Raw genomic sequence first — 26,207 nt, 5'->3', positions numbered from 1 at the left:
GGGGCGGGAAAGCAAACGATATGTTAACGGCTGGCGGTCTAAGGTTCCATCGTAGAGGATAGACAGACAGCTCATGATGTATTCTTCGCAGGCCAGTCACAGCAATACGATTGCCTCGCCGGGGCAGCAACGCGCCTTCCAGCGCGTAGCGGTCAACCTGCAAGGCCGGCTGATGCTTGCCAATTACGAGGAATATGTCTGCAAGGTCGTCGACATGTCGCCCGGCGATGCGCGTTTCGTTTGCGCCGGCTGCCCCCGCCCCAATGAACGGGTCATTGCCTATATCGATCATCTCGGGCGCCTGGAAGGCAGCGTTTCCAAAGTCACAGAAGACGGGTTCATCATCGAACTGACGGCGACGGCGCGCAAACGCGAGAAGCTTGCAGCGCAGCTGACCTGGATCGCCAACAAGCACGAGCTTGGTCTTCCCGAAGACCGTCGCCACGACCGACTGACCCCGCGGCAGGTATTGACCGAGCTGACGCTAGAGGACGGCAAGAGCTATCCGTGCCGTCTGATGGACCTTTCCCTTTCGGGTGCCGCCGTCGATATCGACATTCGCCCACCGATCGGCACACCAATCCGTCTCGGCAACATGCGCGGCCGCGTCGTGCGCCACTTCATGGAAGGTGTCGCGATCGAGTTCCTGTCGCTGCAGTCGCGAGAAGCGCTCACCGAATTCCTCTGAACCGAACCTACGGCCATATGAGCAAGGCGCCTTCGAACACGAATGGCGCCTTTTTTCATTCTGTGCCCGCCTTGCGGGCCGAACGCCGTTTCAAATCCGCACAGAATTGAAAAAATAATTTTTGGCCCAAAGTTGCCGCGCGCCCGTCATTTGCTTCGATTTCGAAGCGCGATCGGAGCAACCAAGGCCAGGATTGTGCCTTCGCAAGACCCCCCCATCCCGGGTCGCGCCGTTGCACCGCAGACTGGAATATCGCCAACCATCTGATTTTGCTACGTTGTTGATGGTTTCCGTCAGGCCGATTGTTCCAGACCCATAAAATACCGCGAAAATTTTCGTCGAACTTGCATCGGATTTAAGTCAAAGTTGGCTTAAATACATTGAAATATAGATTCGAAATATCCTCTTGTTATACTCAAATACGCGCGCCACTTTTCGCGGTCGATCAAAATATTTCTGTCATTACTGCCTCCATCACCAGGAGACAAACAATGACAACAAAGAAAACTCTCGGTATTGGATTTATGGCGACCGCCTTTGCTGGAGCTCTTGCCCTGCAAGCTCATGCGACGCCAGCCAACATGCAGGTCGTCGGCAAGGCCAACCCGCCGATCGGCCATTACGAATTCTGTCAGACCTATCAGTCGGAATGTGCCGGCAGCTTTAGCGACACAGGCCCGCTCGGCCTGACCGAGCCGCTGTGGAAAACGATGCTGGAGGTCAACTACACCGTCAATTCGTCGATCACGCCACTGACCGACATGGAGATTTACGGGGTGGAAGAGCGCTGGGCCTATCCGCGCACCGTCGGCGACTGTGAAGACTTCGCGCTGCTCAAGCGCAAGATGCTGATCGATCGCGGCTTCGACCCAAGCGACCTGCTGCTGACTGTCGTTCTGCAGCCCAATGGTGAGGGTCACGCCGTCTTGACCGTGCGGACCGACCACGGCGACTTCATTCTCGACAACATGCGCAACAAGGTTCTGCTATGGTCGGATACTGAATACACCTACCTCAAGCGCCAGTCGTCCACGGAGCCCAGCCGCTGGGTCAAGCTCCAGGACGGACGTGCGAGTTACGTAGGTTCCGTGAATTCGAACTGATCACTGACGTTCTGCGTATTGGCCCGGTCCGCCCCCCGCATACCCGTCCCCCGACCGGAGCCATATGAGCCGATCCCGTCCAACCGGGATCGGCTCTCTTTTTGCAGTCAGCGTGCGTTAACCTTGACTTAACCATAATCGGCGAATGCTGAGCGGAGGCGATTGCTGCGCCCTGCGCAGCACGGACGGGAGCGGCACACGATGCAAAATGGGGCGGGCGGCGCAAGCGCCACCGAGGAGACGCCACTCCTCTCTCACCGTTTTCTCCTGATTTCTGTTTTAGTCATCGCCTTGCTGGCCTTGGCCTCGCTCGCCATCAACATCTATGGACGCCTTTATGGTGCGCAGCTGGCTTTCGCAGGCCACAGCGACAGCCTAGAGGTTTACGACATCACCATTGGCCGCGACCTTATTCACCTCACCGCCAACACCATCCGTTTCGAGCCGCAGCGCCGCACTGGAGCCACTGAGCGGGTGGACCTCCAGCTGCACTGGCCGTCCATGGAAGGATACAGCCATGCCCGACGCCTCGCCTTCGATGACATTGGACAGGTACAGCCCCTGATTTTCCTGCAGATTTCCCAAAGCACGATGTCGCGCGACATGTCCGGGAGGGTTGAGCCGATCTACCGGCACCTGTTGACGGGTCCGACGGAAGCTGCGCCTGCGGGGCTTCAGCTGCACCATTTCAAACCCGGGACGGGCTTCGAAGGTGAGGTGCTCCTGACCGGCGAAGCCACGGATGGCGGCGTCTACGCCATCCGCTGCCTGATTCCCACGGATGACAAACTGGCGAGCAGCAGCGACTGCCAGCGCGACATTCATGCAGGCGAAGATCTCTCAGTCCTCTACCGGTTCTCGAGCCGCCTGCTGCCCGACTGGAAACAGATCGACGATGCGGTGCGCAGCTTTGTCGAGCAACGCGCCGAAGCCGCGCACCCGGTGGGGACGACTAAAAAGCCGTAGAGCCCGTCAACAAAGCATTCATCATAAACCTCTTGGTAACGCCCGCACCCTAAAGTCGCATCGAATGGTCGCGACCGGGGGATAGCGCCCGGTTTGAAATGCAATGTTCGAAGAGTAACGTGGTGCATAAAATTTTCGGAACCCTCACCTTCGCCGCTCCAATCCGTCGAGTCATGGTCGCCATCGCCGCGGTCCTGTTCGCCACGCTGGCGACGACGTCTGGTGCGAATGCCGCGAAATATGCGGGCGTTGTCATCGACGCCAAGACTGGCAAGGTCCTCTACAGCGAAGACGCTGACAGCCTGCGCTATCCGGCATCGCTGACGAAGATGATGACTCTCTACCTCACCTTCGAGGCGCTGGAATCCGGTCGCATCTCCCTGAATAGCAAGGTTCCGATTTCGAAGAATGCAGCCAAGGAGCCGCCGTCCAAGCTTGGCGTCGGCGCCGGGAAAAGCGTGACCGTCGAACAGGCGATTCTCGCTCTCGTGACCCGCTCTGCCAACGACGTCGCCACGGCGCTCGGCGAATATCTCGGGGGCTCCGAGCAGCGTTTCGCCCAGCTGATGACTGCCAAGGCCCGCAGCCTCGGCATGACGAAGACCACGTATCGCAACGCCCATGGCCTGCCCAACACGGCCCAGATGACGACGGCGCGTGACCAGGCCCGCCTCGGCATCGCGCTTCGTCAGCACTTCCCCCAGTATTACGGCTATTTCTCCACCCGCAGCTTCACCTTCGGCAAGCAGACGATCGGCAACCATAATCGACTGGTTGGCACGGTTCGCGGCGTGGATGGCATCAAGACCGGCTATACGGGCGCTGCCGGCTATAACCTCGCAACGTCCGCCCAGGCGGATGGTCGCTCCATCGTCGCCGTCATTCTCGGGGCCTCGTCGGGCGCCCGGCGCAACGCGCAGATGACCGCTCTTGTCCAGCGTTACCTGCCGCAGGCCTCCTCGGGTCGGGCTTCGGGTGACCTCGTTGCCAAGGTCCAGACGCCAGTCGCCGCAGAGCCTGCCCCGGTTACAGCCTCCCTCGATGTCGGACATCCGAGCCTGCCGCAGACCGGCCCGATGCCGGACCCGCGCTACACGGGTGCCGCACAGGCAGCAGCGTCCGCCTCGGCCTATCTCGCGCCGCCTGCCGGCAATGCCGCGACAGCTGCGCTGGGTGCCATGCATCCCGTTGCACCGGCATCGAATGGTTCTGTACCCGTGCCCCAGCCGGCGCCCGCCTACATGCCCGACACGGGCGCGATGGTCGAGCCTGCAGAGCCCACCGCTTCGCTTGCCGCAGCCGCTGCGACGCCTCAGGATGTCGACACGGTCACCACGGCCTCAACCAAGCCGTCTTCCGGCTGGATCGTTCAGATCGGCACATCGCCGGACAAGGCGCTTGCCACGGAACTCCTGCGCAAGGCGCAAGAGAAAGGCGGTCAGGTATTGCGTTCCGCCACCCCCTTTACAGTCGCGTACAATGCCGGCCCACAGACGATCTATCGCGCGCGCTTCGGAGGTTTCGACGCGCAGAAAGATGCTGTTGACGCCTGCAAACAGTTGAAACGCAAAGGCATCGGCTGCTGGGCTGCCGCCCAGTAATCCACCGATCAAACCTCGATTTGTATTGTGTACGAGGATAATAAGATGGCTTCGAAAGACTTCAGGATCGATAAGGTCGAAGACCAGGACAATGGGGGTATGCTTCCCGTCTCGCATGTCCTTCATCCTCTGCACGAGGCGGCGTTCCGGCTGGCGGAAATCGGCAATCGAGACAAGCGCTCCAAGACGAAGGACCTGATCGGTTTGCTCCTGTCGCATGGTGCCCGCGCGTGGCGCTACTCGCAGCCCGAAGCCAATATCCATCTCCATGTCTCGGCCCAAGCCGGGCGCTTCCCGGTCATCCTTCGCCTCCGCTGATCAAAGGAGCGCGTGATGCCGGTCTATGCCCTTGGCGAAAAACGACCCCAGCTGCCGGGGTCCGACGCTCACTGGATCGCGCCGGGTGCGCAGGTTATTGGCGATGTGCTCGTCGGCGAAAATGTGGGCATATGGTTCAATGCTGTTCTGCGCGGCGACAATGACCCGATCACCATTGGCAAAGGCACAAATATTCAGGACGGCGTGATGGTCCATACCGATCTCGGCTTCCCGACCGCGATCGGCGATGGCTGTACGATCGGCCACCATGCCATCATTCATGGCTGCACCATCGGCGACAATTCGCTCATTGGCATGGGTGCAACGGTGCTGAACGGCGCGGTGATCGGCAACAACTGCCTTGTCGGCGCGAATGCCCTGGTCAGCGAAGGCAAGATTTTTCCGGACAATTCTCTGATCGTCGGCGCGCCGGCCAGAGTGGTCCGGACCCTCGACGACAGCGCCGTCGCCCGGCTCCGGCTCTCGGCACAAAACTACGTGCTCAATTGGCAACGATTCCAGAGCGATCTGGAGCTGATCTGAGCATCAGGCTGCACAGGCAGCGCAGAGCCCGCGGATCTCGATCGTCGTCTTTTCCGGCTTGAACTTCGACCGGGTCGTGATCGCGCTCAGGTGATGGTCGACCTCGTGGTCGTGGAACTCCGTCACCTGACTGCATTTGTTGCAGATCATGAAGGCGACGGTGCCGTGGCCGGCACATCCCTCATGGGGATGGGCACAGGCGACGAAGGCATTGAGGCTCTCCAGACGGTGGACCATCCCGAATTCGACCAGCTTGTCGAGCGCGCGGTAGACCTGCAGCGGCGCGCGGAAGCCGTGGTCGCGCAGACGGTCTAGCAGGGTGTAGGCGGAGAGCGGACCATCGGCCTCGACGAGACTGTCGAAGACGAGCGACTGGTTGCGGGTCAGATCGGTGTGGGACAACTTGGCCATGGGGTCAACCTCTCGGACGGTCGTCAGCCGCCGCCAGACGTGGGCGCGGCAACAGGCTGATCAGGAAGAGCAGAAGGGCCGCAACGACGATCGAGGGGCCGGAGGGGGTGTCATAGGTCAGGGAGCCGAACAGCCCGATGACCACGGCAATGGCACCGAGCAGTGAGGCGATCAACGCCATGGCCTCCGGCGAGACGGCAAAGCGACGAGCCGCCGCCGCCGGGATAATGAGCAGCGACGTGATCAGCATAATCCCGACGATCTTCATCGCGATCGCGATCACCAGAGCCATCAGCAGCATGAAGACGATGCGGGCGCGCTCCGGGTTCATGCCTTCGGCTTCGGCCAATTCTGCATTGACGGTGCCGGCGAGCAGCGGCCGCCACAGATAAACAATGAGCGCCACAACAACGGCGCCGCCAAGCCAGACGATCGCCACATCGGTCGGCGTAACCGCGAGAATGTCGCCGAAGAGGAAGGCAATCAAATCGAAGCGGACCCAGGACATGAAGGCGACCATCACCAGCCCGATCGCGAGCGTCGCATGGCTGAGGATCCCGAGCAGCGCGTCGGCAGAGAGACCCTGGCGCTTCTGCAGGACGATGAGCACAAGCGAGACCAGCGCTGCGACGACGAAGACACTGACCATCAGGTTGAGTGAAAAGAACAGCGATAGCGCCACGCCAAGCAGCGCCGAATGCGCCATCGTGTCACCGAAATAGGCCATGCGCCGCCAGATGACGAAGCAACCGAGCGGACCCGTGGTCAGCGCGAGGCCAATTCCGGCCAGCATGGCGCGAATGAAGAAATCATCCAGCATGGCCGTGCTCCTCCGCCTTGTCAGCATTTCGCCCCACTCCGTGGCCGTGATCGTGATCATGGTCGTGAGCATGATCATGATGAGCATGGTGGTCATGACCATGGAGGTGATGGTCGCTGGCATCACCCGCGGATTCCCCGTGATGGTGCCCATCATCCGGGTGGCAATGATCCGTGATGCTGCCGTCGCCATGCAACACGCGACCGTCTGGCAAATGGGTATGGTCGTGGTCGTGGCTGTAGACGGCGAGCGTCCGGCTCGCCTTGTCGCCGAACAGGCGCATATATTCCGGGCTGCTGCTGACGGCCGCCGGTGTGCCGCGACAGCAGACATGGCCGTTCAGGCAGATGACAGTGTCGGTTTCGGCCATGACGATATGCAGATCGTGGGATATCAGAAGGATGCCGCAACCGGTCGCATTGCGGATCGAGGTGATCAGGTCGTAAAGCGCAATCTCGCCGGAGAAGTCGACGCCCTGGACCGGTTCATCGAGCACGAGGATGTCGGGCTTGCGAGCCATGGCCCGGGCCAGCAGCGCGCGCTGGAATTCACCACCCGACAGATGCTGGACTTCGGCGCCGGCGAGGTGGCGAATGCCGACGGCGTCGAGGGCGCGGTCGATTTCATTGGCACCGAGCGGCGCCGTCAACGTCATCAGGCGGCGGACGGTGAGCGGCATAGTCCAGTCGACAGCGAGCCGTTGCGGCACGTAGCCAACCCTCAGGCCTGATTTGCGCGTGACGCGCCCTTCATCGGCGCGCAGGATGCCGGTTGCCATCTTGGCGCTGGTGGATTTGCCCGAGCCATTGGGCCCAATCAGGGTGACGATCTCGCCGGGGCGGACGGAGAAGTCAACGCCGCGCACGAGCCAGCGTCCATTGCGATAGACCCCGGCACCCACCAGCGATACCAGCGGCTCCGCATCCCGTGTTTTCAAGCCTGCCATACAATTCTCAGAGATTTGCTGTTGCGGATAGCTATGCCACACGTTATAGCATTACGCAATCGACGTAATAGTATTACATAACTGCTGTGAAGGACGTCTCGATGATCCCTGCCCGCCTCGGATTGACCGCTTCGGTCGCCGTCCTGCTCCTCTCGCCCGCCATCGCCATGGCGGAGCCGCAGGTCGTGGTGTCGATCAAGCCCATCCATTCGCTGGTCGCCTCGATCATGAAGGGCGTCGGCGAACCCTCATTGGTGGTCGAAGGTGCCGCGTCCCCGCATACCTATACGTTGAAGCCATCCAATGCGCGCGCGCTTGAGAATGCCGACCTCGTCTTTTGGGTCGGTCCGGGACTGGAAGCCTTTTTGGAGAAGCCGCTTGAGGCACTTGCCGGCAAGGCCAAGGTGGTCGAACTTGAGGATGCTCCGGGCCTCAACAAGCTGCCCTTCCGCGAAGGCGGCGCCTTCGAAGCGCATGATCATGGCGAACATGCAGACGGGGATCATGCTGAGGGTGAACACCACGATCATAACGCTGATGCGGCCGAAGCTCATGCGGGCGAAGGCCACAACCATGACGCGGATGAACACCATCACGCTGCAGACGGCGAAGAAGAGCATGAACAAGAGGAGGGACATGACCACGAGCATGGTGGCACCGACATGCATCTCTGGCTCGATCCCGGCAATGCGAAGGCCATGGCAGCGGTCATTGCGACCTCGCTGATCGAGGCCGATCCTGCCAACAAGGCAACGTATGAGGCGAACACGGCAGCACTTGATGCCGAGCTTGACGCCCTCGACAAGGAGATCGCGGCCCAGGTCGCGCCCGTTGCCGACAAGCCTTTTGTCGTGTTCCACGATGCCTATCAGTATTTCGAGAAGCGCTATAAAGTCCGCGTCGCAGGCTCCGTGACCGTCAGCCCGGAGACCATGCCGGGTGCCGAGCGCCTGTCGCAGATCCACGCCAAGATCGCGGAGCTGGGCGCCGCTTGCGTCTTCGCCGAACCGCAGTTCGAGCCGAAGCTGATCAACGTCGTCACGGAGGGAACGAACGCCAAGTCGGGAACCTTGGATCCCGAAGGCGGGGCGCTTGCCGAAGGGCCGGCGCTCTACGGTCAGCTGATGCGCAACCTCTCGACCTCAATTGTGAATTGCCTGTCGCAATAACCCCTCCTCCCCCGGACGAGAAGGCGGGGCTTCGGCCTCGCCTTTTTCCTGTCCTGCTGACGATGGGAGGCGCGAAACATAAAGCGATGCGGACAATCAGAGGAACGCCGTATCCGTCGAAGATCGAGGCTCAGAGCCGCCCGCGTCGATGTAAAAGCGAAAGTACCAGCTCCGCCCCCGCCTCCCCCGATGGCACGTCGGTCTGCAGCCTGCTCCAGACATCGTCATAACCGGCCAGCATGGTGGCGCGCTGGGGGGTGTCTGTCGAGAGGCGCTCGGCCCAGCGCACCAGGCTTGCCGGGCGCAGCACGTCGTTGAAATATTCGGGGACGATGGCGTAGTCGGCAATCAGATTGGGAAGCGCGCCCGTCCAGACCTTGATCCGGTTGGCGAGCGTCCGGATGATCCAATCCCCTTTATATGTCGAGACGACAGGAACATGGGCGAGCGCCAATTCCAGGATGACGGTGCCCGAGGCGGCGATTGCTGCATCCGCCTCCTCGAAAGCCTGCCACTTGGCTGCCTCGCCCAACAGGATTTGAGGCCGGATACTCCAGGATGCCGTGACCTCCCGGACACGGGCCTCCTGGCGGGACACTGTCGGCAGGAGGAAGCGGGTATCACCGTTGCGCGCGACGAATTCTTCCATGGCCTTCCCAAAGACCGGCAGAAGCACGGAAATCTCGGCGCCACGTGAGCCAGGCAGGAGCAAGATTGTCCGCTTCTCACCGGCGGGTTTCGGCGCACGGGATCTCCGCACAGAGCGTACGCGTAGGATGTCGGGGTGGCTTGCCAGACGGTGGCCGATGAAATGCGTCTTCGGGCCGCCCAGGCGCTCCATCACGTCGGGTTCGAAGGGCAGCACAGCCAGCACTTCGTCGACATAAGGGAGCATGGCCGTAGCGCGGTATTCCTTCCAGGCCCAGACGCTCGGGCAGACATAATTGACCACCGGCAGATCCGGCAGGCGCTTTCGCACCTTCTTGGCAACCCGATGGGTGAAATCCGGGCTGTCGACGATCAGAAGCAGATCCGGCTTTGCCGCAATGATTGCTTCTGCGGTGAGAGAGATCAGCCGGATCAGTCGCGGCAGTTTCGACAGTACCTGGGTGATGCCCATGATCGACAGCTCGGAGAAGTCGAAAAGCGAGCGGAGCCCCTGCGCTTGCAGCCCGTCACCCCCGACACCAACGAGTTCGATCGGCCCGGCATGTCGCTTTTTCAAGGCCGCGAGCAGATCTGCACCAAGCAGGTCACCGGAGACTTCACCAGCAATGACGGCGATCTTTAGAGGCTTCTCGCTCATCAGGCCTTGCCCTTTCCCGTGCGCTCGATGCCGACGACGAAGAGACCGGCCGCGTCCGCGGCAGCGATCATCGCCTCGCGCTCGACCACCAGGGCCCGTCCCGCCTCGACCGCGATGCCGGCAAGACCTGCAGCTCTTGCGTTTTCGATAGTAGAAACCCCGATGGTCGGCAGGTCGGCGCGCAGGTCCTGTTGCGGCTTGCACAGCTTGACGATCACGCCCTTGCGGCGCTGGGAGATCCGTCCTTCGGCACGGAGGCCCGCAACTCGGGCCAGCATGGCATCCGTTCCCTCGACGCCCTCAAGCGCAACGATCCGGCCCCCGACGCTGACGGCGCCCTGCCCCACGTCCAGACGCCCCAGTGTTTCGGCGGCATCGCCGGCGCGCTGGATATCTTTCAGGTCGTCCGCAGAGGGGCTGACCTTTCCAAGAGGACCAATCGTTGCCAGCAGTCCTGGCAGAATTTCATGCGCGCCGAGCACCTCGCAGCCCTGCGCCTCGATCAGGGAAATAACCATGCGCAGCACAGCGTCGTCGCCACCGGCAAGCAGTGTCTTCAGCGCCATTGGCAGTTTGAGAATAGAGCGGAGATTGACCCTGATCTCGCCGAAGGCCGGGCGTTTTCTGACAGCGCCCGACATGACGACGCGGCCGATACGATGCTTTTCGAACAGGGCAGACAGCCCCGCCATGTCACCGACGCCGACGATCGCATTCTCATAGGACTGCCAATCACCGTCCGCCTCGTTCTTCAGGCGTAAAATCAAAGGGTCTTCGCCTGCCGCGCGCGCGGCTTCGGCCAGAAACAGCGGCAGTTTGCCACCACCGGCGATAATGGCGAGGCGACCTTTCGATGCCAGGCCTTGCGTTGCGCTGGCGGACGTCATGGCGTCAATTCTTGCCGCGATGGGGCGACGATAGTGCCCGGTCACTTTCGGCGGCAATGAAATCAAGAATTTGGATCACCTGCGGGCAATCGAGATAGTCTTCGCGGATCGCGGCGGCATTGGCACGCGCCGAACCCTCGCCTTCGAAGATCTGTTTGAAGGCGCGGCGGACCTGATGAATGACCGCGCGCTCAATCCCTGCGCGCGTCATGCCGACGACGTTCAAGCCGCCGAGGATGCCGGGATTGCCGTTCAACATGCCGTAGGGAATGACATCGTAGCTGACGGCCGACAAGCCACCAATGAAAGCGTTGCGACCGATCCTAGTAAACTGGTGCACGGCGCAGCCGCCGCTCAGGATCACGTAATCCTCGACCCGCACATGGCCGGCCAGCATCACATTGTTTGACAGGATGATGTTGTTGCCGAGGATGCAGTCATGGGCGACATGCGAGTTGGCGAGAAACAGGCAATTGTCGCCGACACGCGTGATCCCGCCACCCCCGACCGTGCCGCAGTTCATCGTCACACCTTCGCGCATGGTGCAGTTTGCACCCACGATAAGGCGGGAATCGTCCCCTGCCTCGTGGAGGCTCTGCGACACGCCACCGATCACCGCCATCGGAAAGATCCGGCTATTGGGACCGATCTCCGTCAGGCCGCTGACCACGGCGTTCGAAATCAGTTCCACGCCGTCCTTCAGAGTGACGCGCGGGCCGACATGGCAGAATGGACCAATGCGCACATTCTCGCCGATGACGGCGCCAGCCTCGACGACCGCCATCGGATGGATCACGGCAGTGGCGGCAATCGTGCTCATTTCGCATCCTTGCGCATGATCATCGCGCCGATATCGGCCTCCGCCGCCAACTGGCCGTCGACCTTGGCATCGCAGTGGAACTTCCAGATATTGCCGCGCTGCTTCTGCTTCACCACGTGGAATTCGACGCGGTCGCCGGGAACAACGGGCTTGCGGAAGCGGGCATTGTCGATGGTCATGAAGTAGACGAGGTTGCCGCCCTCACCTTGTTTACGGGCGCAGATCGCACCGGCCGTCTGGGCCATGCCTTCGATCAGCAAAACACCCGGCATAATCGGTGAATCCGGGAAGTGTCCGGTAAAATGAGGCTCGTTGGCCGTGACATTCTTGATGCCGATCGCCGAATCGTCACCGTCGATTTCGATGATCTTGTCGACCAGCAGGAAGGGATAACGATGCGGCAGGAGCTTCATGATCTCCAGGATATCAGCCGATCCTAATTCGGCCTTAGCGGCGTCAGTCATTGCTGGCTCCCTTGTCCTTGGCGCGGCTGTCATAGCGGCTCAAAGTCTCGGCCACCTCGCGCAGATAATCCTTCAACGGGCGGGCCGGGATCCCGCCATATTTCTCGCCCGGAGGCACGTCGGCCAGGACACCGCTCATGGCAGCAATCTGCACGCCGTCGCCGATCTTGATGTGACCGTTCACGCCAGCCGCCCCACCGATCATCACGCCATCGCCGATGACCGTGCTGCCGGCTATTCCAACCTGACTGACGATGCCACAGTGGCGGCCAATGCGGACGTTGTGACCGATCTGGACCAGATTGTCGATCTTCGTGCCCTCACCGATGACCGTGTCATCCATGGTGCCGCGGTCGATCGTGGTGTTGGCACCGATCTCGACGTGATCCTGGATGATGACACGCCCGACCTGGACGATCTTCAGCATGCCGCGCGGACCCGGCGCATAACCGAAACCATCCTGGCCGATGCGGGCACCGTTGTGGATGATGACATTGTTGCCTATCAGGGCGACTTGAATGGTCGCGCCCGCTGCGATCGTGCAGTCCCGGCCGATGCGAACGCCGGGCCCGATCACCGCACCCGGTCCAATGCGGGTGCCGCTGCCGATCTCGGCATGTGCACCAATCACGGCCAGCGCCTCAACCTCAACCCCCTCTTCCAGCCTTGCGGTCGGATCGATATGGGCGGCGGGCGATACGAGCGTCTTTTCGCTCATCATCCGAACCGGGCGGAGGCCTTCCGGATGCAGCAATGCACCCGCCAGCGCAAACGATGTCTGTGCGCTTTTCGCCACAAGCACAGGGATGTGCTGCGGGATGAGCGACACGAGCGCCTTTTCACAGAATATCGCCGATGCACTGCAGCTGAGAAGATCATCGCGGTTGCGACGGGACAGGATATAGCAGACATCGCCCGCTTTGGCGCGGGCGACGGGCGAGACCGACCGAATGATCGTCTCGCCCTGCGTCTCATCCGTCAATTCCGCCCCCGTATGGGCTGCAAGTGCAGCCAGGGTAACCCCGGCATGGGGCGGAAAGAAATGGTTATGCTCCATCAGAAAACGCTCCAGAACGTCAACCTGTCAGCAGTTCTGGACCGCTTGTCTTAGAACTGGTTCGCCATGCTGAACCGGAATTCCTGCGTGTCGTCGAAGTCTTCCTTGGCGACAGGAACAGCATAGTCGAAGCGAAGCGCGCCGAAGGGCGAATTCCACAGTATGCCGGCGCCAACCGACGCGCGGATCGACATGCCGGTACCGAGAGCCGTACCGTCTCTCGCCAGTTCGCTGCCGTAGAGAGTGCCGGCATCTGCGAACACTGCGCCACGGAATCCAAGGTCTTGCGGAACCGCTGGCAGCGGGAAGGTCGCTTCAGCAGAAGCGGTGAAGTAGGTTGTACCGCCGATAGCATCGCCATCCTGGCGCGGACCAATACCGCTGTTGGCGAAGCCACGAACTTCCTTGCCGCCGATCTTGAACTGATCGAAGACATTCAGGTTATCACCGAGCGCGACCACGTGACCGGCCGAACCCGAGAGCGAGCCGACGACATCGAGCTCGTCAGACAGCGTGTAGAACATCTTGGCGCGGACATAGGCCTTGTAGAAGTCCGAATCGCCACCGAGACCGGCATATTCCTGCGTGAAGCTGGCATAAATGCCTTCATGCGGGTTCTGACGATCGTCGACCGTATTGTAAACGATTGAGTGACCGAGGATCGACTGGGTCCAGGTGCTACCAACGATGGCATCGATATAAGGATCCGCCACTTGGTTATCGACGCCGCCCGGCGAATTATCAGCGCCGAATGCACCGTCCTCGATGTAATCGATCTGCTTGTATGTATAGCGCAGCGTTGTTGCGATGTCTTCCGTGATCGGCGCCGTCACGCGAACCGTCGCGCCCTGCTCCTCGTAATCGTATTCCGAGTTGCTGCTGGTCGCGCTCTTGAAGACATCGAAGCCGGCAGCCAGACGGTAACCGAGGAAGTAAGGCTCGGTGAAGGAGAAGTTGTAGGTCTGCGTGTCGTCGAAACCACCGCCGGCGGCAACGCGGATGAACTGACCGCGACCGAGGAAGTTCTTTTCCTCGACCGAGGCTTCCAGAACCACACCGCCGTTGTCGACCGAGTAGCCGGCGCCGATGCCGAACGAGCCGGTCGGCTGGTCCTGCACGTCCACCACGACCACGACGCGGTCCGGCGAGCTGCCAGCCTGGGTCGAGATGTTGACCGACGAGAAGAAGCCGAGGGCTTCGAGGCGACGCTTGGCGCGGGTGATGGTTTCCTGGTTGAAGGCGTCGCCTTCGGAAATGTCAAACTCGCGGCGGATGACGTAGTCACGGGTGCGGGTGTTGCCCCGCACTTCGATGCGCTCGACATAGGCGCGTTCACCCTGATCCACCAGGTATGTTACGCCGATCGTGTTGTTTTCGAAGTTGCGGTCGCCACGCGGAACGACACGAGCAAAGGGATAGCCGGCCGACGAAACGCGGCGGGAAATGGCTTCCATCGACTTCTGCACGTCGCGGGCGCTGTAGGTGCTGCCTTCGCGGGTTTCAACGAGGCCCTGAAGCTGGGCAGCATCGACACCATCAACGGTCGATTCGACGGAGACAGCGCCGAACCTGTAGCGCTGACCTTCATCAACCGTGATGTTGATCGTGTACTCGTTGCCAGCCTCGTTCAGGACGGCTTCCGAAGAGATCACGCGGAAGTCGGCGTAACCGTGGTTGTAATAGAACTGGCGGAGAGCCTCTTCATCGGCGCGCAGCTTGTCTTCGTTGTAGACATCCTTGCGCGTCAGGAAGGACAGCATGCCCGATTCCTTCGTCTGCAATACGGAAGCGAGACGACCGTCGGAATACGCATTGTTGCCGCTGAAATTGATGGTGCTGATCTTGGTGCGCTCGCCTTCGTTGATGACGAAAGCGAGGTTGACGCGGCCTTCGGCAACCGGAACGACCTGGGTCGTTACTTCAACGTCACTGCGACCAATCGCGGAATAGGCTTCCTTGATGCGCTGGATGTCGGAACTGATCAGGCTGTCGGAATAAGGACCCTGAGGCTGCGTCTGGACGATGCCGACGAGCTTGTCATCCTTGATCTTGCGGTTGCCGTTGAAGACCACCTGATTGATCAGCTGGTTCTCGGCGACGGTCACGATCAGCGTGCCGCCAGAAACGGAAATCTGGACATCGGAGAAAAAGCCGGTGGCGTAAAGACGCTTCACGGACTCGTCGATGTCGGCGTTGGTGAAGGACTTGCCAGGCTGGATGGAGAGGTTCGAGCGAACGGCCTCAGGCCCCACCCGCTGCGCCCCGCGCACGTCAACCCGCTGAATGACGGCAGCCTGAGCTGCGACAGCCGAGGCCATGACGGCAACACTTGCGCCCGTAGACACGATACCAGCAGACAGCGCGACCGCCGACACTGCGTTCAAAAATCTTGAACCAGCCTTCATGTGTGTACTTTACCTTCTTCAATTGCCCCGCAGTCGTAACCCCGACTCCGGCCCGTGTGTGGTTTTAGCGGGTTTTACCCTACAAGCAAGACTGCGCGTTAATTTCTGTTTACTTCATTTGAATCCGTGGCCCAATCGCCACTATCAATTTGAAACATCGTAAACAAATCCTTCCGCCCGTTGCAAGGACGACGCTCAGCCTATCAACCGGCTGATATCGTTCCAGGTGGCAAATACCATCAGGGAGAGGATCATCGCCAGACCGATGCGGAATGCAACCTCCTGCGCCCCCTGACCCATCGGCCTCCCGCGCACTGCTTCAATCGCGTAGAGAACGAGATGGCCGCCGTCAAGGACCGGAACTGGCATCAAGTTCAAAAGCCCCAGCGAAACCGAAAGAACCGCTGCCAGATTTAACAGAGCGATAACGCCCAGTGTCGCCATTTCACCAGACGCCTGGACGACGCGCACCGGACCGCCCAGCTGATCGGCATTCATCCGGCCGGCGAACATGTTGCCGATATAGTCAAAGGTCCCGGTCACGATATGGCCCGTCTGACGGATCCCCTCCCACACGGCCTGCAACGGCGACAGCTCGACAATGCGGAAATTGCTTGCCTTCTGATCGGTAATGATGCCGATCTGACCTACTTCCATCGAGTTGCCGAAGCGATCGGTGTTGATGGCCCGCTTGGGAACGATGCCGAAATCGAGTTGCTGCTCACCGCGCCGCACCGTCACCGTGACCGGCACCTCGGGGCGCATGGTGATGTAGCGCACCACATCATCGAAGGTCTCGATCTTGCGACCGTCCAGAGCGATGAGTACATCTCCCCGCTCGATCCCGGCTGCCTCTGCGGCGCTCCCCTGTTTCAGGTCGGCGACGACGGGATCCGATACCGGCTTGCCCATGGTGCCAAACATGACCGCGAAGATAACGATGGCGAGAAAAAAATTGGCGATGGGGCCGGCGGCAACCGTGACGGCACGCTTCCAGAGCTTGGCCCCGTTCAGCGTTTGCGCCTTCTCCGCCTCGGTTAAGTCTGCAATAGCGGAGCCATCGGGCATGCTGGCGGCGTCGGCATCCCCAAAGAACCGGACGTAACCGCCAAGCGGAATTGCAGAAATTTTCCAACGGGTTCCGTGGCTATCGGTAAAACCGACCAGTTCCGGACCAAAGCCCACCGAGAAGGCGAGCACCCGGATGCCCGACAGCCGTCCGGCCAGATAGTGTCCTAACTCATGGATGAAGACGAGCAGGGACAAAATGAGGATATAGGGAAGAATATATCCGCCGAGAAAGCCCAGAACTGTGCTCATGTGATCCCTTGTCCCAATTCGTTTTGCCGCCGCGGTCGAGGCTTATGCCCCCTCGCCCGTGCCCTCTCGATCGTCAAAGGCCGAAGAGGAAGGCGCCCATGGATACCACGGACTGGCTTGCGCCCGCAGAGAAAGCTATTGCGAGGAAGAACGCCGCAAAACAGGCAAATACAAGACCATCGACGCGATCCATGACGCCGCCGTGTCCAGGAATGAGATTGCTGGAATCCTTCACCCCGAAACGGCGCTTAATGAAGGATTCGAACAGATCGCCAATCTGGCTTGCAATCGACAGCGAAAGCGCGACGAGCACGATCCAGATACCCACATCGTGGAAATGCGCCATGGCGACGACGTAGCCGCCGACCACCCCCGCCACGGTTCCGCCTATCGCGCCTGACCAGGTCTTACCAGGCGAGATGCGCGGAGCAAGCTTCGGCCCGCCGATCGCACGACCGACGAAATAGGCCAAGATGTCGGTGGCCCAGACAACGACGAAAACAAAGAGCATGGCAACGAGGCCAAGCGAATCGTCACCGCGGATCGCGGCGAGCGAGATGGCGCTCAGGCCCGCATAGAAGAGCCCGCCCGGATGCCACCAGCTGACCCTGCGCAGCAGGGCCGGAATGGCTGCTGTGATGACGAGGCCGGCAAAGAGCGGCACAGTGAAATCTGCGGACCCGACCAGCATGTTCAGGCAGACCAGCGCCATGGCGAGCCAGCCGAATGAATTCGACCGAAGGCTCGTTTCAGCCAGGCGTGTCATTTTGGACCACTCGTAATAGACGAGAAGACCGATGGCAGCCGCGAGAAGCCGAAACGCCATGCCGCCAGCCCAGGTCGCCGCCAGCACCACGATCACCATGACGATCGCCGAATAGATGCGCAGTTGAAGCTCGCGAGAGATCGACAAGGTCATGAGCCGACCGCCACGACTTTATTCGAAAGGCCGCCGAAGCGCCGATCACGGGCGGCATAACGCTCCAAGACCGTATCGAAGACCGCAGCCGTAAAGTCCGGCCAGAAATCTGGCACGAACATCAGTTCCGCATAGGCCGACTGCCAGAGGAGGAAATTCGACAGGCGCTCTTCACCGCTGGTGCGGATAACGAGGTCGGGATCGGGAATGCCGGCCGTATCGAGACTATCGTTGATCTTCTGCGCATCGATATCACGGGGATCGAGCCGACCGGCCTGCACCTCCCGAGCGAGGCGCGCAGCAGCTCTGGCGATCTCGTCGCGCGAACCGTAATTGAAGGCGATGACCAGGGTCATTCCGCAGTTCTCAGCCGTCCGCTCCTCGGCCTCCAGCAGCAGCGAACGGATGTCCTCGCGCAGGTTGACCTTGTCGCCGATTATGCGGATGCGTACGCCTGCCTGATGCAGATCGGCTAGGTCGCGGCGGATAAACGCTTTCAGCAGGCCAAAGAGCTCGTTGACCTCGGCCTCCGGTCGGCGCCAGTTCTCGGAGGAGAAGGCGAAGAGCGTGAGGAAGCCCACGCCGGCCTCGCGGGCCGCCTTAACGGTCTCGCGGACCGTCTCGACCCCCTTGCGATGGCCGAAGGTGCGCGGCAGGCCCCGTGCATTCGCCCAGCGACCATTGCCGTCCATGATGATCGCAACATGCTGGGGTACGATGCGCTGTGATGCTCTCGACATGGGCTCCGATCCGGACGGCGATGGAAATGGTTTAAACGAACGACTCTCGCTTAAACCTGCATGATTTCCTTTTCCTTGTCGGCGAGCAAGCGATCGACGTCGACAATCGTGTCGTCCGTCATCTTTTGAACCTTGTCCGACAGGGAACGGCTGTCATCCTGGCTGATGGAACCGTCTTTTTCGCCCTTTTTAAGGCTGTCCATGCCATCGCGGCGGACGTGGCGAATCGCCACCTTGGCCTTTTCTGCATATTCGTGTGCGACCTTGACGAGCGACTTGCGGCGCTCCTCGTTGAGTTCTGGCAGCGGAATGCGCAGGTTCTGGCCGTCCATGATCGGGTTGAGGCCGAGATTGGCTTCGCGGATCGCACGGTCGACGGCATTCACCATCGACTTGTCCCAGATCGAGACACCGAGCATACGCGGCTCCGGAACGGTCACGTTCGCCACCTGGTTCAACGGCACGCGCGATCCATAGGCCTCGACCATGACAGGGTCGAGAATATTGGCCGAAGCGCGCCCAGTGCGCAGCGAGGCAATATCGCTCTTGAATGCATTGATGGCGCCGTCCATGCGGCGCTTGATGTCGTTGAGATCAACCCCTGCGGTCATCATGGTTCTCCCATTGCTCGTTCAGCCGGCAGCCCGTTCAGCGGGCGCCCATGGTTATTGGATCAGTTGTCGGTGACGATGGTCATGCGACCGGCGCCAGAGAGGATTTCTCCGAAGCCACCCTTCTCATGGATCGAGAAGACGATGATCGGAATGTGGTTTTCACGAGCAAGCGCCACCGCAGCCACGTCCATCACGGCGAGGCCCTTCTGCAGAACCTCGTCATGAGTCAGGCTGTCAAAACGGGTCGCTGTCGGATCTTTCTTCGGATCGGCGGAGTAGATGCCGTCCACCTGTGTGCCCTTGAAGATGGCCTGCGCGCCGATTTCTGCGGCACGCAGGGCTGCAGCGGAATCGGTGGTGAAAAAGGGGTTGCCCGTGCCGCCAGCGAAGATCACCACCCTGCCCTGCGCCAAATGGTGCAAGGCGGCGCGCTGCGAGAAGCTCTCGCAGATTTCCGGCATGGCGATCGCCGAAAGGACGACGGTGTCGATGTCGAGCTTGCGCAGCGAGGTGGCAAGGGCCAGCGCATTGATGACGGTCGCCAGCATGCCCATGTGGTCGCCCGTCACCCGGTCACCACCCTTGGAGGCTACGGCCACGCCACGGAAGATGTTGCCTCCGCCGACAACGACGCCGACTTCGACGCCCATGCGGCGGGCTTCGGCGATGTCACCGGCGATCCGATCGGCCACAGCGACGTCGATACCGAAGCCCTGGCTTCCCATGAGGGCCTCACCGGAAGCCTTGAGGAGAACGCGTGTGAACAATGGCTTGGCGGTCATGTGTGCTCCCGAAATCAATTCAGTGCCGGATACACGAAGGGCATCGCGTTGTCACGCGATGCCCGATGTTTTCCCTCGAAAGGAGTGGCTGGATCAGCCCTTGGCGACAGCAGCCACTTCGGCTGCGAAATCGCTTTCTTCCTTTTCGATGCCTTCGCCGAGAAGCAGACGTGCCATGCCGGTCACTTCGATCGGTGCACCGGCATCCTTTTCGGCAGCCTTGATGGCGTCGCCGACGGTCAGGTCCGGGTTGATGACGAAGGCCTGCGACAGCAGAGCGACTTCTTCGAAGAACTTGCGCATGCGGCCTTCAACCATCTTTTCGATGATGGCGTCCGGCTTGCCCGAAGCGCGCGACTGCTCGATGAAGACGTTGCGTTCACGCTCGGCGACGGCAGCATCGACTTCTTCCGAACGGATGGCGAGCGGGTTGGTCGCAGCAATGTGCATGGCAACCTGGCGGCCGATGGCGGACAGAACGTCCTTGTTGCCGGTCGACTTCAGGGCAACGAGAACGCCGAGCTTGCCGAGGCCTTCAGAGGCAGCATTGTGGACGTAGGTCGCAACAACACCGTCTTCGACCGAGAGCTTGACGGCGCGGCGCAGCGTCATGTTCTCGCCGATATGGGCGATTGCGTCCTTGATGGTGTCGGTGACAGTCTTGCCGCTGGCCGGATAGGTGGCCGCGCCGATGGCTTCGACCGAACCGTCTGTGCCGATGGCAACGGAGGCCACGCCACGGACGAGGTCCTGGAAGGCATCGTTACGGGCAACGAAGTCGGTTTCGGAGTTCACTTCGACGACAACAGCCGAGGTGCCGTTGCCGTTGATGCCGATCAGGCCTTCGGCTGCAGTGCGGCCCGACTTCTTGTCGGCCTTGGCGATACCCTTGGCGCGCAGCCAGTCGATGGCGGCTTCGACGTCACCGTCGTTCTCGATGAGAGCCTTCTTGCAATCCATCATGCCTGCGCCGGACTTCTCGCGCAGTTCCTTAACCAGTGCTGCAGTGATTTCAGCCATTGTGTGCCTCTTGTCTGTTCAAGCGATGCGCCAGACGATCATGATCCCGGAGCATGCTGTTTGGGGGACGAAATGTACCCGGAAGTGTGACAACGTGATGAAGCAGGTCACCACGAAAACCTTGAGCGCATTCGGGACCACATCAGTGACAGGTCGCCGGAATTGCGAGGCCGCCCGAGGCTCAACTGAGCGTCCGGGCGGCCGTATCCCTTGACGGGTGCGGCGGATCAGATCCGCCGCGTTCGAAGCATCAAGCTTCGGCTTCGGTCTCGAGAGCCGGCTCGATCGGAGCTTCGGCGGATGCGCCGATGTCACGACCGGAAGAGCCCTGCTGGCGAGCGATGCCGTCGATGGCAGCGCGCGAGATCAGGTCGCAGTAGAGCGAGATGGCGCGCGAAGCGTCGTCGTTACCCGGGATCGGGTAGTCGATGAGGTCCGGATCGCAGTTCGAGTCGATGACAGCAACAACCGGGATGCCGAGGCGCTTGGCTTCGTCGATCGCGATCTTTTCCTTGTTGGTGTCGATGATGAACATCAGGTCGGGAACGCCGCCCATGTCACGGATACCGCCGAGGGCCTTGTCGAGCTTTTCGCGCTCGCGCTCAAGGTTCAGACGCTCCTTCTTCGAGTAGCCGGAGGCTTCCGAGCTAAGGATTTCGTCGAGCTTGCGCAGGCGAGCGATCGAGTTCGAGATGGTCTTCCAGTTGGTCATCATGCCGCCGAGCCAGCGGGAGTTGACGTAGTACTGGGCCGAACGCTTGGCGCTGTCGGCGATGATTTCCGAAGCCTGACGCTTGGTACCGACGAACAGAACGCGGCCACCACGAGCAACGGTGTCGGACACGACCTGCAGGGCGCGCGACAGCATCGGGACGGACTGAGCCAGATCGATGATGTGGATGTTGTTACGATCGCCGAAGATGTACGGCTTCATCTTCGGGTTCCAGCGGTGAGTCTGGTGACCGAAGTGAACGCCAGCTTCCAAGAGCTGACGCATGCTGAAATCAGGCAATGCCATGCCTTTGTCTCCTTTTCCGGTTTAACCCCCGCGAAGCAAACAGCACCCCTTGCGGGGATGCCACCGGGCGGAAAACTCAGGATTTCTCCCTGAACTTCCCAAGCTTCGCGTGTGGAATGATGCGGCCCATACAGGGGTCGCGGCACAAAATCAAGCCTTTGCCCGAGAGTTCAGGCAAGAAGGCCGGAATTCCTCACTTGCAGTCGCCGTTCGGGGGCCCGAGCACTTCCAGCTTGGTCAGCTTGCCCGCCAGGACGAAGTCACCGTAGTCGAGCGTCAGATCACGGGTGACGCCATTTTCGTAGAGTTTGAAGGACTGGCTATAGATCGGCAACTGATCACCCTTCTTCTTCTCGTCGAAATAGGCGATGGACACGGGCCAGTAATCGCTCGAGCCGAAGGGGGCCACGGCTTTCGCTTCGGGATCGGTATCGACGGATTTCTGCGGGGCACCAACAATGGTCGTGGTCAGAAATGTCTGGTCGCCATCCTCGGAGCCGTCGAAAATGCGCGATTCGAAGACGCGCTCGCCCTTGCGAGCTCTCGCGATCACTTCCAGCATGTGTTCTGCCGGAAAGCGGCTGTTCGCCAGTTCCAGTTCCCGCTGATTGGGACCGGTGAGTTCGATCGTCACCTTGTCGCCGGCCTCGGCTGCAGCTCCGCTCACGTCCTTGTCGAGCTGGTCGTCGGTGAAGGACTTGTTGTCGAAGCGAAACTTTCCAGCGCTCACGTCCTCGAAAGTGTTCGAGCGCTGGTCGGTGACGCGCACACCGTCGCCGACATCAATGCGGGTGACAAAGCGGAACTGGGTGTTGAAGCCCTTGCAGGACGAGCCTGAGAACTCATAGACCATGCGACCGCGCACGCCCTCGATACCGGAGCGGTCGGAGGCTTCCTTCAGAAATATGTCGTAGACGGCGCGATGCGGCACAAGGCCGATCGTGGCAGCCGCAGCCTGCCCGGCAGCCGTGCCGGCGGCGAGGGTCAATGTGGCGGCGAACGCCATACGCAAAGGAAACATCGACAACCTCCTGTTGGACTCGTCGTCGATGTTATAAGAACACATCCGGCAAAAGCGAGACATGCTTTTCGTCGCCAGTCGTTTCTCACCTCTTTTCAACAATCCGGGATTTCGCCATGTCCGATACCATCGACAGCCGCCTTGCAGCGCTGGGAATCACCCTTCCCGAAGCCGCCGCCCCTGCTGCCAATTACGTCCCCTTCGTGATCAGCGGAAACCTGCTTTATCTCTCCGGCCAGTTGCCGATTGAAGGCGGAAAAGTGGCGGTCCTTGGACTTGTGGGGTCTGACGTGGCGCTCGCCGACGCACAGCGTGCCGCTGAACTCTGCGCGATCAACATCCTGGCACAGGCCAAAAGCGCGCTTGGTGGCGATCTTTCGCGCATCACCCGGGTGATCAAACTGAACGGCTTCGTTGCCTCCGCGCCCGGCTTTACGGAGCAGCACCTCGTGATCAATGGCGCATCGAACCTGATCGCCAATGTTCTGGGCGAAGCCGGCAAACATGCCCGTGCCGCCGTCGGCATGGCCGCCCTTCCGCTCAATGCTGCGGTCGAGATCGATGCGATCCTGGAGATTGCCCTGTGAGCGGTGTCGACTGGATCAAGGACGTGCCGGTCGCCCATCGCGGCTATCACGACATGAACAAGACGGTTTGGGAAAACACCCTGTCGGCATTCTCGCGGGCGATCGAGGCCGGTTTTGCCATCGAATGCGATATCCAGCTCTCCTCCGACAGCGTGCCCATGGTCTTTCACGACCACGACCTGCAGAGGCTCTGCGGTCTTGCGGGCGAAGTTCGGGAGCGCACGGCCGGCGAGTTGAAGATGCTGTCGATCGGCGGCACTAAGGACAAGATCCCCTCGCTCCGCCAGATGCTCGACCTCGTCAAAGGCCAGGTGCCGCTGGTCATCGAGCTTAAGGGCATCGATGCGGAACAGGACGATGGCTTCGTCGAAAGCGTGCTGGAAGTGCTGGAAGGCTATGAAGGCAAGGTCGCTCTGATGAGCTTCGACTATCACCTGCTGCGCGCCCTGAAGCACGTCGACTGCCCCTACCCGGTCGGGCTGACGGCCGAAGGCGTGAAGCCCGAAGTGCTGGAAGCGCATGCCGAGGCCATGGCGCTCGGACTGGACTTCACCTCCTATTGCGCCGCCCATTTGCCGAACCCCTTCGTCACTGCCCTGCGTGAAAAAGGCACACCCGTGATTACCTGGACGGTCAGGGATGAAATCATGCGGGAGCGCACCTATACCTATGCAGACCAGATGACGTTCGAAGGTTTTGACCCGCGCGTAGCGCCGGCTTTGGCCTGAGACTGACACGCACAGGGAGATCCATGGCAGACGAGGTGACTGTCCGCATTGCCGGCTCCTTCCAGGAGATCGATCCGGCCGATTGGGCTACGCTAGCCGGCACATCGCGGGCCGGTGCCGGTTACAACCCCTTCGTCTCCCATGACTTTCTTTCGGCGATGGACGAGTCCGGCTCGGCTGTGGCCGAGACCGGCTGGATGGGCCATCACCTGCTGCTGGAGGAAGACGGCCGCCTGATCGGGGCGGTCCCTTGTTATCTCAAGAACCACAGCCAGGGCGAATATGTCTTCGACCACGGTTGGGCCGACGCCTATCAGCGGGCGGGCGGGCGCTATTATCCGAAGCTGCAGGCCTCGGTGCCGTTCACCCCGGCTACGGGGCCAAGACTGCTGGTCAAGCATGGAGAGGATGTGGAGCGGGTCTCCGGCCTTCTTGCCGAGGCGCTGTCCCAGGTCACGCGCAAGATTGGCGCCTCATCGGCGCATGTGACGTTTCTTCCGCAAGGGGAGCTAGCTTCCCTAACGGAAGCCAATTTCCTGCATCGCACCGACCAGCAGTTCCATTTCATCAATCGGGGCTATGCCAACCACGAGGCGTTCCTGGCCGAACTCTCCTCATCCAAACGCAAGAACCTGCGCAAGGAGCGGCGGGCGGCCCTGGAGCATGGCATCAGCATTGACTGGCTGACTGGCCGCGATCTGACCGAAGAGATCTGGGATCAGTTCTTCCGCTTCTATATCGACACCGGCAGCCGCAAATGGGGGCGGCCTTACCTTACCCGCCAATTCTATTCGCTGATTGGCGAACGGATGGCCGATGACGTGCTTCTTGTCATGGCCAAGCGCAACGGTCGCTATGTCGCGGGCGCGATCAACTTCATCGGTGCCGACGCGCTCTATGGTCGTCACTGGGGCTGTATTGAGGACCATCCCTTCCTGCACTTCGAGGTCTGCTACCACCAGGCGATCGATTTCGCGCTGTCGAAGGGTCTTGCCCGGGTCGAGGCCGGCGCCCAGGGGGAGCACAAGCTGGCGCGGGGTTACGAGCCCGTCACCACGCATTCCGCCCACTATATCGCCCATCCGGGACTTCGCCGGGCCGTTGCCGACTATCTCGAGCACGAGCGGCGGGAGGTCGCGCAGATGAGCGACTATCTTGGCGAGCACACACCCTTCCGGAAAGGCGAGCGTCCGCCGCGCGAGGGCGAGGAATTCGACGGTTGACGGCTGAACTGCCGACTTGATGGACAGGACGGACTGCCGCTAACTGGTACTATGATATGAGGAGAGATGAATGACCGCGTATGATCCCAACAACATTTTCGCCAAGATCCTGGCTGGCGACATTCCGTCGGTGACGCTGTACGAGGATGAGGACACGCTGGCCTTCATGGATGTCATGCCGCAGGCGCCGGGCCATTTGCTGGTGATCCCGAAACAGGGTTCGCGCAATCTGCTCGATGCCAATCCCGCCGTCCTCGCAAAGCTCCTGCCCGTCGTGCAGAAGCTGGCCAATGCCGCCAAGGAGGCCTTTGACGCGGATGGTGTCTATGTCGCCCAGTTCAACGAGGCAGCGGCCGGCCAGACCGTCTACCACCTGCATTTCCACGTCATCCCGCGTCATGACGGGCTGCCGCTCAAGCCCCATACGGGCGGCATGGAGAACATCGACGTGCTGAAGGCCAATGCCGAGAAGATCAGGGCCGCGCTCTGAGAGACCCGGCCCCTCTCGGCTGACCTTCATCACAGGATCAGCCGAGAATACGACCGAGAAGTGCCAGGACACCGATACTGGTCGCGATCAGCGCGATCACTCCGAGCATGCCGGGCGCCGCGCCGAACCAGCCTCCGCCACGGCTTCGCGCAACATCCTCAGGCAGCACCTTGAACCTCGGCGGGGCGCCATGCTTCAACCGGCGGAAACGCAGGACTCGGGCCATTCCACTTTCCCTTGA

The 26,207-nt window shown here is 60.9% G+C and carries 29 protein-coding genes; 11 read left to right on the top strand and 18 right to left on the bottom strand.

The window, feature by feature from the left end; genetic code table 11:
- Positions 1-76: 76 nt before the first annotated feature.
- From ASE36_RS18850 to ASE36_RS18825, 6 genes are all read left to right on the top strand, one after another.
- Positions 77-688 carry a PilZ domain-containing protein gene (locus ASE36_RS18850; RefSeq protein WP_062283581.1) on the top strand — a complete coding sequence of 204 codons (612 nt, stop codon included), beginning with the start codon at positions 77-79 and terminating at the stop codon, positions 686-688.
- Positions 689-1,179: 491 nt separating this feature from the next.
- Positions 1,180-1,791 carry a transglutaminase-like cysteine peptidase gene (locus ASE36_RS18845; RefSeq protein ID WP_062283578.1) on the top strand — a complete coding sequence of 204 codons (612 nt, stop codon included), beginning with the start codon at positions 1,180-1,182 and terminating at the stop codon, positions 1,789-1,791.
- Positions 1,792-1,992: 201 nt separating this feature from the next.
- A complete protein-coding gene (locus ASE36_RS18840; RefSeq protein ID WP_062283575.1) occupies positions 1,993-2,757 on the top strand; it encodes a hypothetical protein in 765 nt (254 codons plus the stop codon).
- Between the two features lie 173 nt (positions 2,758-2,930).
- On the top strand, positions 2,931-4,358 hold the full coding sequence (locus tag ASE36_RS18835) for a D-alanyl-D-alanine carboxypeptidase (RefSeq protein ID WP_062283570.1): 1,428 nt from the start codon (positions 2,931-2,933) through the stop codon (positions 4,356-4,358).
- 99 nt (positions 4,359-4,457) lie between these two features.
- Complete coding sequence (locus ASE36_RS18830) at positions 4,458-4,676, top strand: hypothetical protein (protein WP_062283903.1); 219 nt, start codon at positions 4,458-4,460, stop codon at positions 4,674-4,676.
- Positions 4,677-4,691: 15 nt separating this feature from the next.
- Entirely contained in the window at positions 4,692-5,219 is a 528-nt protein-coding gene (locus tag ASE36_RS18825) for a gamma carbonic anhydrase family protein (protein WP_062283567.1), read from the top strand.
- Positions 5,220-5,222: 3 nt separating this feature from the next.
- On the opposite strand, the gene ASE36_RS18820 is transcribed toward ASE36_RS18825, so the two are convergent.
- The 3 genes from ASE36_RS18820 to ASE36_RS18810 are packed head-to-tail and all read right to left on the bottom strand — an operon-like array spanning position 5,223 to position 7,396.
- Positions 5,223-5,630, bottom strand: coding sequence for a Fur family transcriptional regulator (locus tag ASE36_RS18820; protein ID WP_200945192.1), 408 nt, complete (start codon positions 5,628-5,630; stop codon positions 5,223-5,225).
- 4 nt (positions 5,631-5,634) lie between these two features.
- Positions 5,635-6,450: an iron chelate uptake ABC transporter family permease subunit gene (locus ASE36_RS18815; RefSeq protein ID WP_062283564.1), complete on the bottom strand. Its 816-nt coding sequence runs from the start codon at positions 6,448-6,450 to the stop codon at positions 5,635-5,637.
- Positions 6,440-7,396 carry a metal ABC transporter ATP-binding protein gene (locus ASE36_RS18810; RefSeq protein WP_062283560.1) on the bottom strand — a complete coding sequence of 319 codons (957 nt, stop codon included), beginning with the start codon at positions 7,394-7,396 and terminating at the stop codon, positions 6,440-6,442. The genes ASE36_RS18815 and ASE36_RS18810 overlap by 11 nt, the downstream gene beginning before the upstream one ends.
- A gap of 104 nt (positions 7,397-7,500) precedes the next feature.
- Between ASE36_RS18810 and ASE36_RS18805 the strand changes: the two genes are divergently transcribed.
- Entirely contained in the window at positions 7,501-8,565 is a 1,065-nt protein-coding gene (locus tag ASE36_RS18805) for a zinc ABC transporter substrate-binding protein (protein WP_413813670.1), read from the top strand.
- A gap of 130 nt (positions 8,566-8,695) precedes the next feature.
- Here ASE36_RS18805 and lpxB read toward each other — a convergent pair whose 3' ends face one another.
- The 14 genes from lpxB to ASE36_RS18735 all read right to left on the bottom strand — a co-directional run bounded on the left by lpxB (position 8,696) and on the right by ASE36_RS18735 (position 22,938).
- A complete protein-coding gene (gene lpxB, locus ASE36_RS18800; RefSeq protein WP_062283554.1) occupies positions 8,696-9,871 on the bottom strand; it encodes a lipid-A-disaccharide synthase in 1,176 nt (391 codons plus the stop codon).
- Positions 9,871-10,758, bottom strand: a complete 888-nt coding sequence (locus tag ASE36_RS18795) for an LpxI family protein (RefSeq protein ID WP_062283550.1) — start codon at positions 10,756-10,758, stop codon at positions 9,871-9,873. The genes lpxB and ASE36_RS18795 overlap by 1 nt, the downstream gene beginning before the upstream one ends.
- Positions 10,759-10,762: 4 nt before the next feature.
- Positions 10,763-11,578, bottom strand: coding sequence for an acyl-ACP--UDP-N-acetylglucosamine O-acyltransferase (gene lpxA / locus ASE36_RS18790; RefSeq protein WP_062283547.1), 816 nt, complete (start codon positions 11,576-11,578; stop codon positions 10,763-10,765).
- Positions 11,575-12,042 carry a 3-hydroxyacyl-ACP dehydratase FabZ gene (gene fabZ, locus ASE36_RS18785; RefSeq protein WP_062283542.1) on the bottom strand — a complete coding sequence of 156 codons (468 nt, stop codon included), beginning with the start codon at positions 12,040-12,042 and terminating at the stop codon, positions 11,575-11,577. Before fabZ ends, lpxA begins: the two co-directional genes overlap by 4 nt.
- Entirely contained in the window at positions 12,035-13,099 is a 1,065-nt protein-coding gene (gene lpxD, locus ASE36_RS18780) for a UDP-3-O-(3-hydroxymyristoyl)glucosamine N-acyltransferase (protein ID WP_062283539.1), read from the bottom strand. The genes fabZ and lpxD overlap by 8 nt, the downstream gene beginning before the upstream one ends.
- Positions 13,100-13,149: 50 nt before the next feature.
- The gene (gene bamA, locus ASE36_RS18775; protein WP_062283536.1) at positions 13,150-15,504 is read right to left on the bottom strand and encodes an outer membrane protein assembly factor BamA; all 2,355 of its coding nucleotides are present in this window, start codon (positions 15,502-15,504) and stop codon (positions 13,150-13,152) included.
- 195 nt (positions 15,505-15,699) lie between these two features.
- The gene (gene rseP, locus ASE36_RS18770; RefSeq protein WP_062283533.1) at positions 15,700-16,824 is read right to left on the bottom strand and encodes an RIP metalloprotease RseP; all 1,125 of its coding nucleotides are present in this window, start codon (positions 16,822-16,824) and stop codon (positions 15,700-15,702) included.
- A 73-nt stretch (positions 16,825-16,897) separates the two neighbouring features.
- A complete protein-coding gene (locus ASE36_RS18765) occupies positions 16,898-17,731 on the bottom strand; it encodes a phosphatidate cytidylyltransferase (RefSeq protein ID WP_062283895.1) in 834 nt (277 codons plus the stop codon).
- 8 nt (positions 17,732-17,739) lie between these two features.
- The gene (locus tag ASE36_RS18760; RefSeq protein ID WP_062283529.1) at positions 17,740-18,483 is read right to left on the bottom strand and encodes an isoprenyl transferase; all 744 of its coding nucleotides are present in this window, start codon (positions 18,481-18,483) and stop codon (positions 17,740-17,742) included.
- A 50-nt stretch (positions 18,484-18,533) separates the two neighbouring features.
- Complete coding sequence (gene frr / locus ASE36_RS18755; RefSeq protein ID WP_062283526.1) at positions 18,534-19,094, bottom strand: ribosome recycling factor; 561 nt, start codon at positions 19,092-19,094, stop codon at positions 18,534-18,536.
- Between the two features lie 62 nt (positions 19,095-19,156).
- Positions 19,157-19,879, bottom strand: a complete 723-nt coding sequence (pyrH, locus tag ASE36_RS18750; protein ID WP_062283523.1) for a UMP kinase — start codon at positions 19,877-19,879, stop codon at positions 19,157-19,159.
- Positions 19,880-19,972: 93 nt separating this feature from the next.
- On the bottom strand, positions 19,973-20,899 hold the full coding sequence (tsf, locus tag ASE36_RS18745; RefSeq protein WP_062283519.1) for a translation elongation factor Ts: 927 nt from the start codon (positions 20,897-20,899) through the stop codon (positions 19,973-19,975).
- Positions 20,900-21,149: 250 nt separating this feature from the next.
- Complete coding sequence (rpsB, locus tag ASE36_RS18740; RefSeq protein ID WP_062283515.1) at positions 21,150-21,917, bottom strand: 30S ribosomal protein S2; 768 nt, start codon at positions 21,915-21,917, stop codon at positions 21,150-21,152.
- 193 nt (positions 21,918-22,110) lie between these two features.
- Complete coding sequence (locus ASE36_RS18735; protein WP_062283511.1) at positions 22,111-22,938, bottom strand: cell envelope integrity EipB family protein; 828 nt, start codon at positions 22,936-22,938, stop codon at positions 22,111-22,113.
- A gap of 116 nt (positions 22,939-23,054) precedes the next feature.
- On the opposite strand from ASE36_RS18735, the gene ASE36_RS18730 reads away from it, so the two are divergent.
- The 4 genes from ASE36_RS18730 to ASE36_RS18715 all read left to right on the top strand — a co-directional run bounded on the left by ASE36_RS18730 (position 23,055) and on the right by ASE36_RS18715 (position 25,966).
- Positions 23,055-23,525, top strand: a complete 471-nt coding sequence (locus ASE36_RS18730) for a RidA family protein (RefSeq protein WP_062283507.1) — start codon at positions 23,055-23,057, stop codon at positions 23,523-23,525.
- Positions 23,522-24,253: a glycerophosphodiester phosphodiesterase gene (locus ASE36_RS18725; RefSeq protein WP_062283503.1), complete on the top strand. Its 732-nt coding sequence runs from the start codon at positions 23,522-23,524 to the stop codon at positions 24,251-24,253. The genes ASE36_RS18730 and ASE36_RS18725 overlap by 4 nt, the downstream gene beginning before the upstream one ends.
- A gap of 23 nt (positions 24,254-24,276) precedes the next feature.
- Positions 24,277-25,476 carry a GNAT family N-acetyltransferase gene (locus tag ASE36_RS18720; RefSeq protein WP_062283500.1) on the top strand — a complete coding sequence of 400 codons (1,200 nt, stop codon included), beginning with the start codon at positions 24,277-24,279 and terminating at the stop codon, positions 25,474-25,476.
- A 70-nt stretch (positions 25,477-25,546) separates the two neighbouring features.
- The gene (locus ASE36_RS18715) at positions 25,547-25,966 is read left to right on the top strand and encodes an HIT family protein (protein WP_062283496.1); all 420 of its coding nucleotides are present in this window, start codon (positions 25,547-25,549) and stop codon (positions 25,964-25,966) included.
- A gap of 37 nt (positions 25,967-26,003) precedes the next feature.
- On the opposite strand, the gene ASE36_RS18710 is transcribed toward ASE36_RS18715, so the two are convergent.
- A complete protein-coding gene (locus tag ASE36_RS18710) occupies positions 26,004-26,192 on the bottom strand; it encodes a hypothetical protein (RefSeq protein WP_062283492.1) in 189 nt (62 codons plus the stop codon).
- Positions 26,193-26,207 lie beyond the last annotated feature (15 nt).

The sequence above is a fragment of the Rhizobium sp. Root274 genome (assembly GCF_001429245.1).
Classification (GTDB): domain Bacteria; phylum Pseudomonadota; class Alphaproteobacteria; order Rhizobiales; family Rhizobiaceae; genus Allorhizobium.
This window is presented reverse-complemented; position numbering and strand designations above follow the sequence as displayed.

Bases quoted from the DNA above. Each gene is read 5' to 3' on its own strand.
- ASE36_RS18850 (WP_062283581.1), top strand. From the start codon at position 77: ATGTATTCTTCGCAGGCCAGTCACAGCAATACGATTGCCTCGCCGGGG.
- ASE36_RS18845 (WP_062283578.1), top strand. From the start codon at position 1,180: ATGACAACAAAGAAAACTCTCGGTATTGGATTTATGGCGACCGCCTTT.
- ASE36_RS18840 (WP_062283575.1), top strand. From the start codon at position 1,993: ATGCAAAATGGGGCGGGCGGCGCAAGCGCCACCGAGGAGACGCCACTC.
- ASE36_RS18835 (WP_062283570.1), top strand. From the start codon at position 2,931: ATGGTCGCCATCGCCGCGGTCCTGTTCGCCACGCTGGCGACGACGTCT.
- ASE36_RS18830 (WP_062283903.1), top strand. From the start codon at position 4,458: ATGCTTCCCGTCTCGCATGTCCTTCATCCTCTGCACGAGGCGGCGTTC.
- ASE36_RS18825 (WP_062283567.1), top strand. From the start codon at position 4,692: ATGCCGGTCTATGCCCTTGGCGAAAAACGACCCCAGCTGCCGGGGTCC.
- ASE36_RS18820 (WP_200945192.1), bottom strand. From the start codon at position 5,630: ATGGCCAAGTTGTCCCACACCGATCTGACCCGCAACCAGTCGCTCGTC.
- ASE36_RS18815 (WP_062283564.1), bottom strand. From the start codon at position 6,450: ATGCTGGATGATTTCTTCATTCGCGCCATGCTGGCCGGAATTGGCCTC.
- ASE36_RS18810 (WP_062283560.1), bottom strand. From the start codon at position 7,396: ATGGCAGGCTTGAAAACACGGGATGCGGAGCCGCTGGTATCGCTGGTG.
- lpxB (WP_062283554.1), bottom strand. From the start codon at position 9,871: ATGAGCGAGAAGCCTCTAAAGATCGCCGTCATTGCTGGTGAAGTCTCC.
- ASE36_RS18795 (WP_062283550.1), bottom strand. From the start codon at position 10,758: ATGACGTCCGCCAGCGCAACGCAAGGCCTGGCATCGAAAGGTCGCCTC.
- lpxA (WP_062283547.1), bottom strand. From the start codon at position 11,578: ATGAGCACGATTGCCGCCACTGCCGTGATCCATCCGATGGCGGTCGTC.
- fabZ (WP_062283542.1), bottom strand. From the start codon at position 12,042: ATGACTGACGCCGCTAAGGCCGAATTAGGATCGGCTGATATCCTGGAG.
- lpxD (WP_062283539.1), bottom strand. From the start codon at position 13,099: ATGGAGCATAACCATTTCTTTCCGCCCCATGCCGGGGTTACCCTGGCT.
- bamA (WP_062283536.1), bottom strand. From the start codon at position 15,504: ATGAAGGCTGGTTCAAGATTTTTGAACGCAGTGTCGGCGGTCGCGCTG.
- rseP (WP_062283533.1), bottom strand. From the start codon at position 16,824: ATGAGCACAGTTCTGGGCTTTCTCGGCGGATATATTCTTCCCTATATC.
- ASE36_RS18760 (WP_062283529.1), bottom strand. From the start codon at position 18,483: ATGTCGAGAGCATCACAGCGCATCGTACCCCAGCATGTTGCGATCATC.
- frr (WP_062283526.1), bottom strand. From the start codon at position 19,094: ATGACCGCAGGGGTTGATCTCAACGACATCAAGCGCCGCATGGACGGC.
- pyrH (WP_062283523.1), bottom strand. From the start codon at position 19,879: ATGACCGCCAAGCCATTGTTCACACGCGTTCTCCTCAAGGCTTCCGGT.
- tsf (WP_062283519.1), bottom strand. From the start codon at position 20,899: ATGGCTGAAATCACTGCAGCACTGGTTAAGGAACTGCGCGAGAAGTCC.
- rpsB (WP_062283515.1), bottom strand. From the start codon at position 21,917: ATGGCATTGCCTGATTTCAGCATGCGTCAGCTCTTGGAAGCTGGCGTT.
- ASE36_RS18735 (WP_062283511.1), bottom strand. From the start codon at position 22,938: ATGTTTCCTTTGCGTATGGCGTTCGCCGCCACATTGACCCTCGCCGCC.
- ASE36_RS18730 (WP_062283507.1), top strand. From the start codon at position 23,055: ATGTCCGATACCATCGACAGCCGCCTTGCAGCGCTGGGAATCACCCTT.
- ASE36_RS18720 (WP_062283500.1), top strand. From the start codon at position 24,277: ATGGCAGACGAGGTGACTGTCCGCATTGCCGGCTCCTTCCAGGAGATC.
- ASE36_RS18715 (WP_062283496.1), top strand. From the start codon at position 25,547: ATGACCGCGTATGATCCCAACAACATTTTCGCCAAGATCCTGGCTGGC.
- ASE36_RS18710 (WP_062283492.1), bottom strand. From the start codon at position 26,192: ATGGCCCGAGTCCTGCGTTTCCGCCGGTTGAAGCATGGCGCCCCGCCG.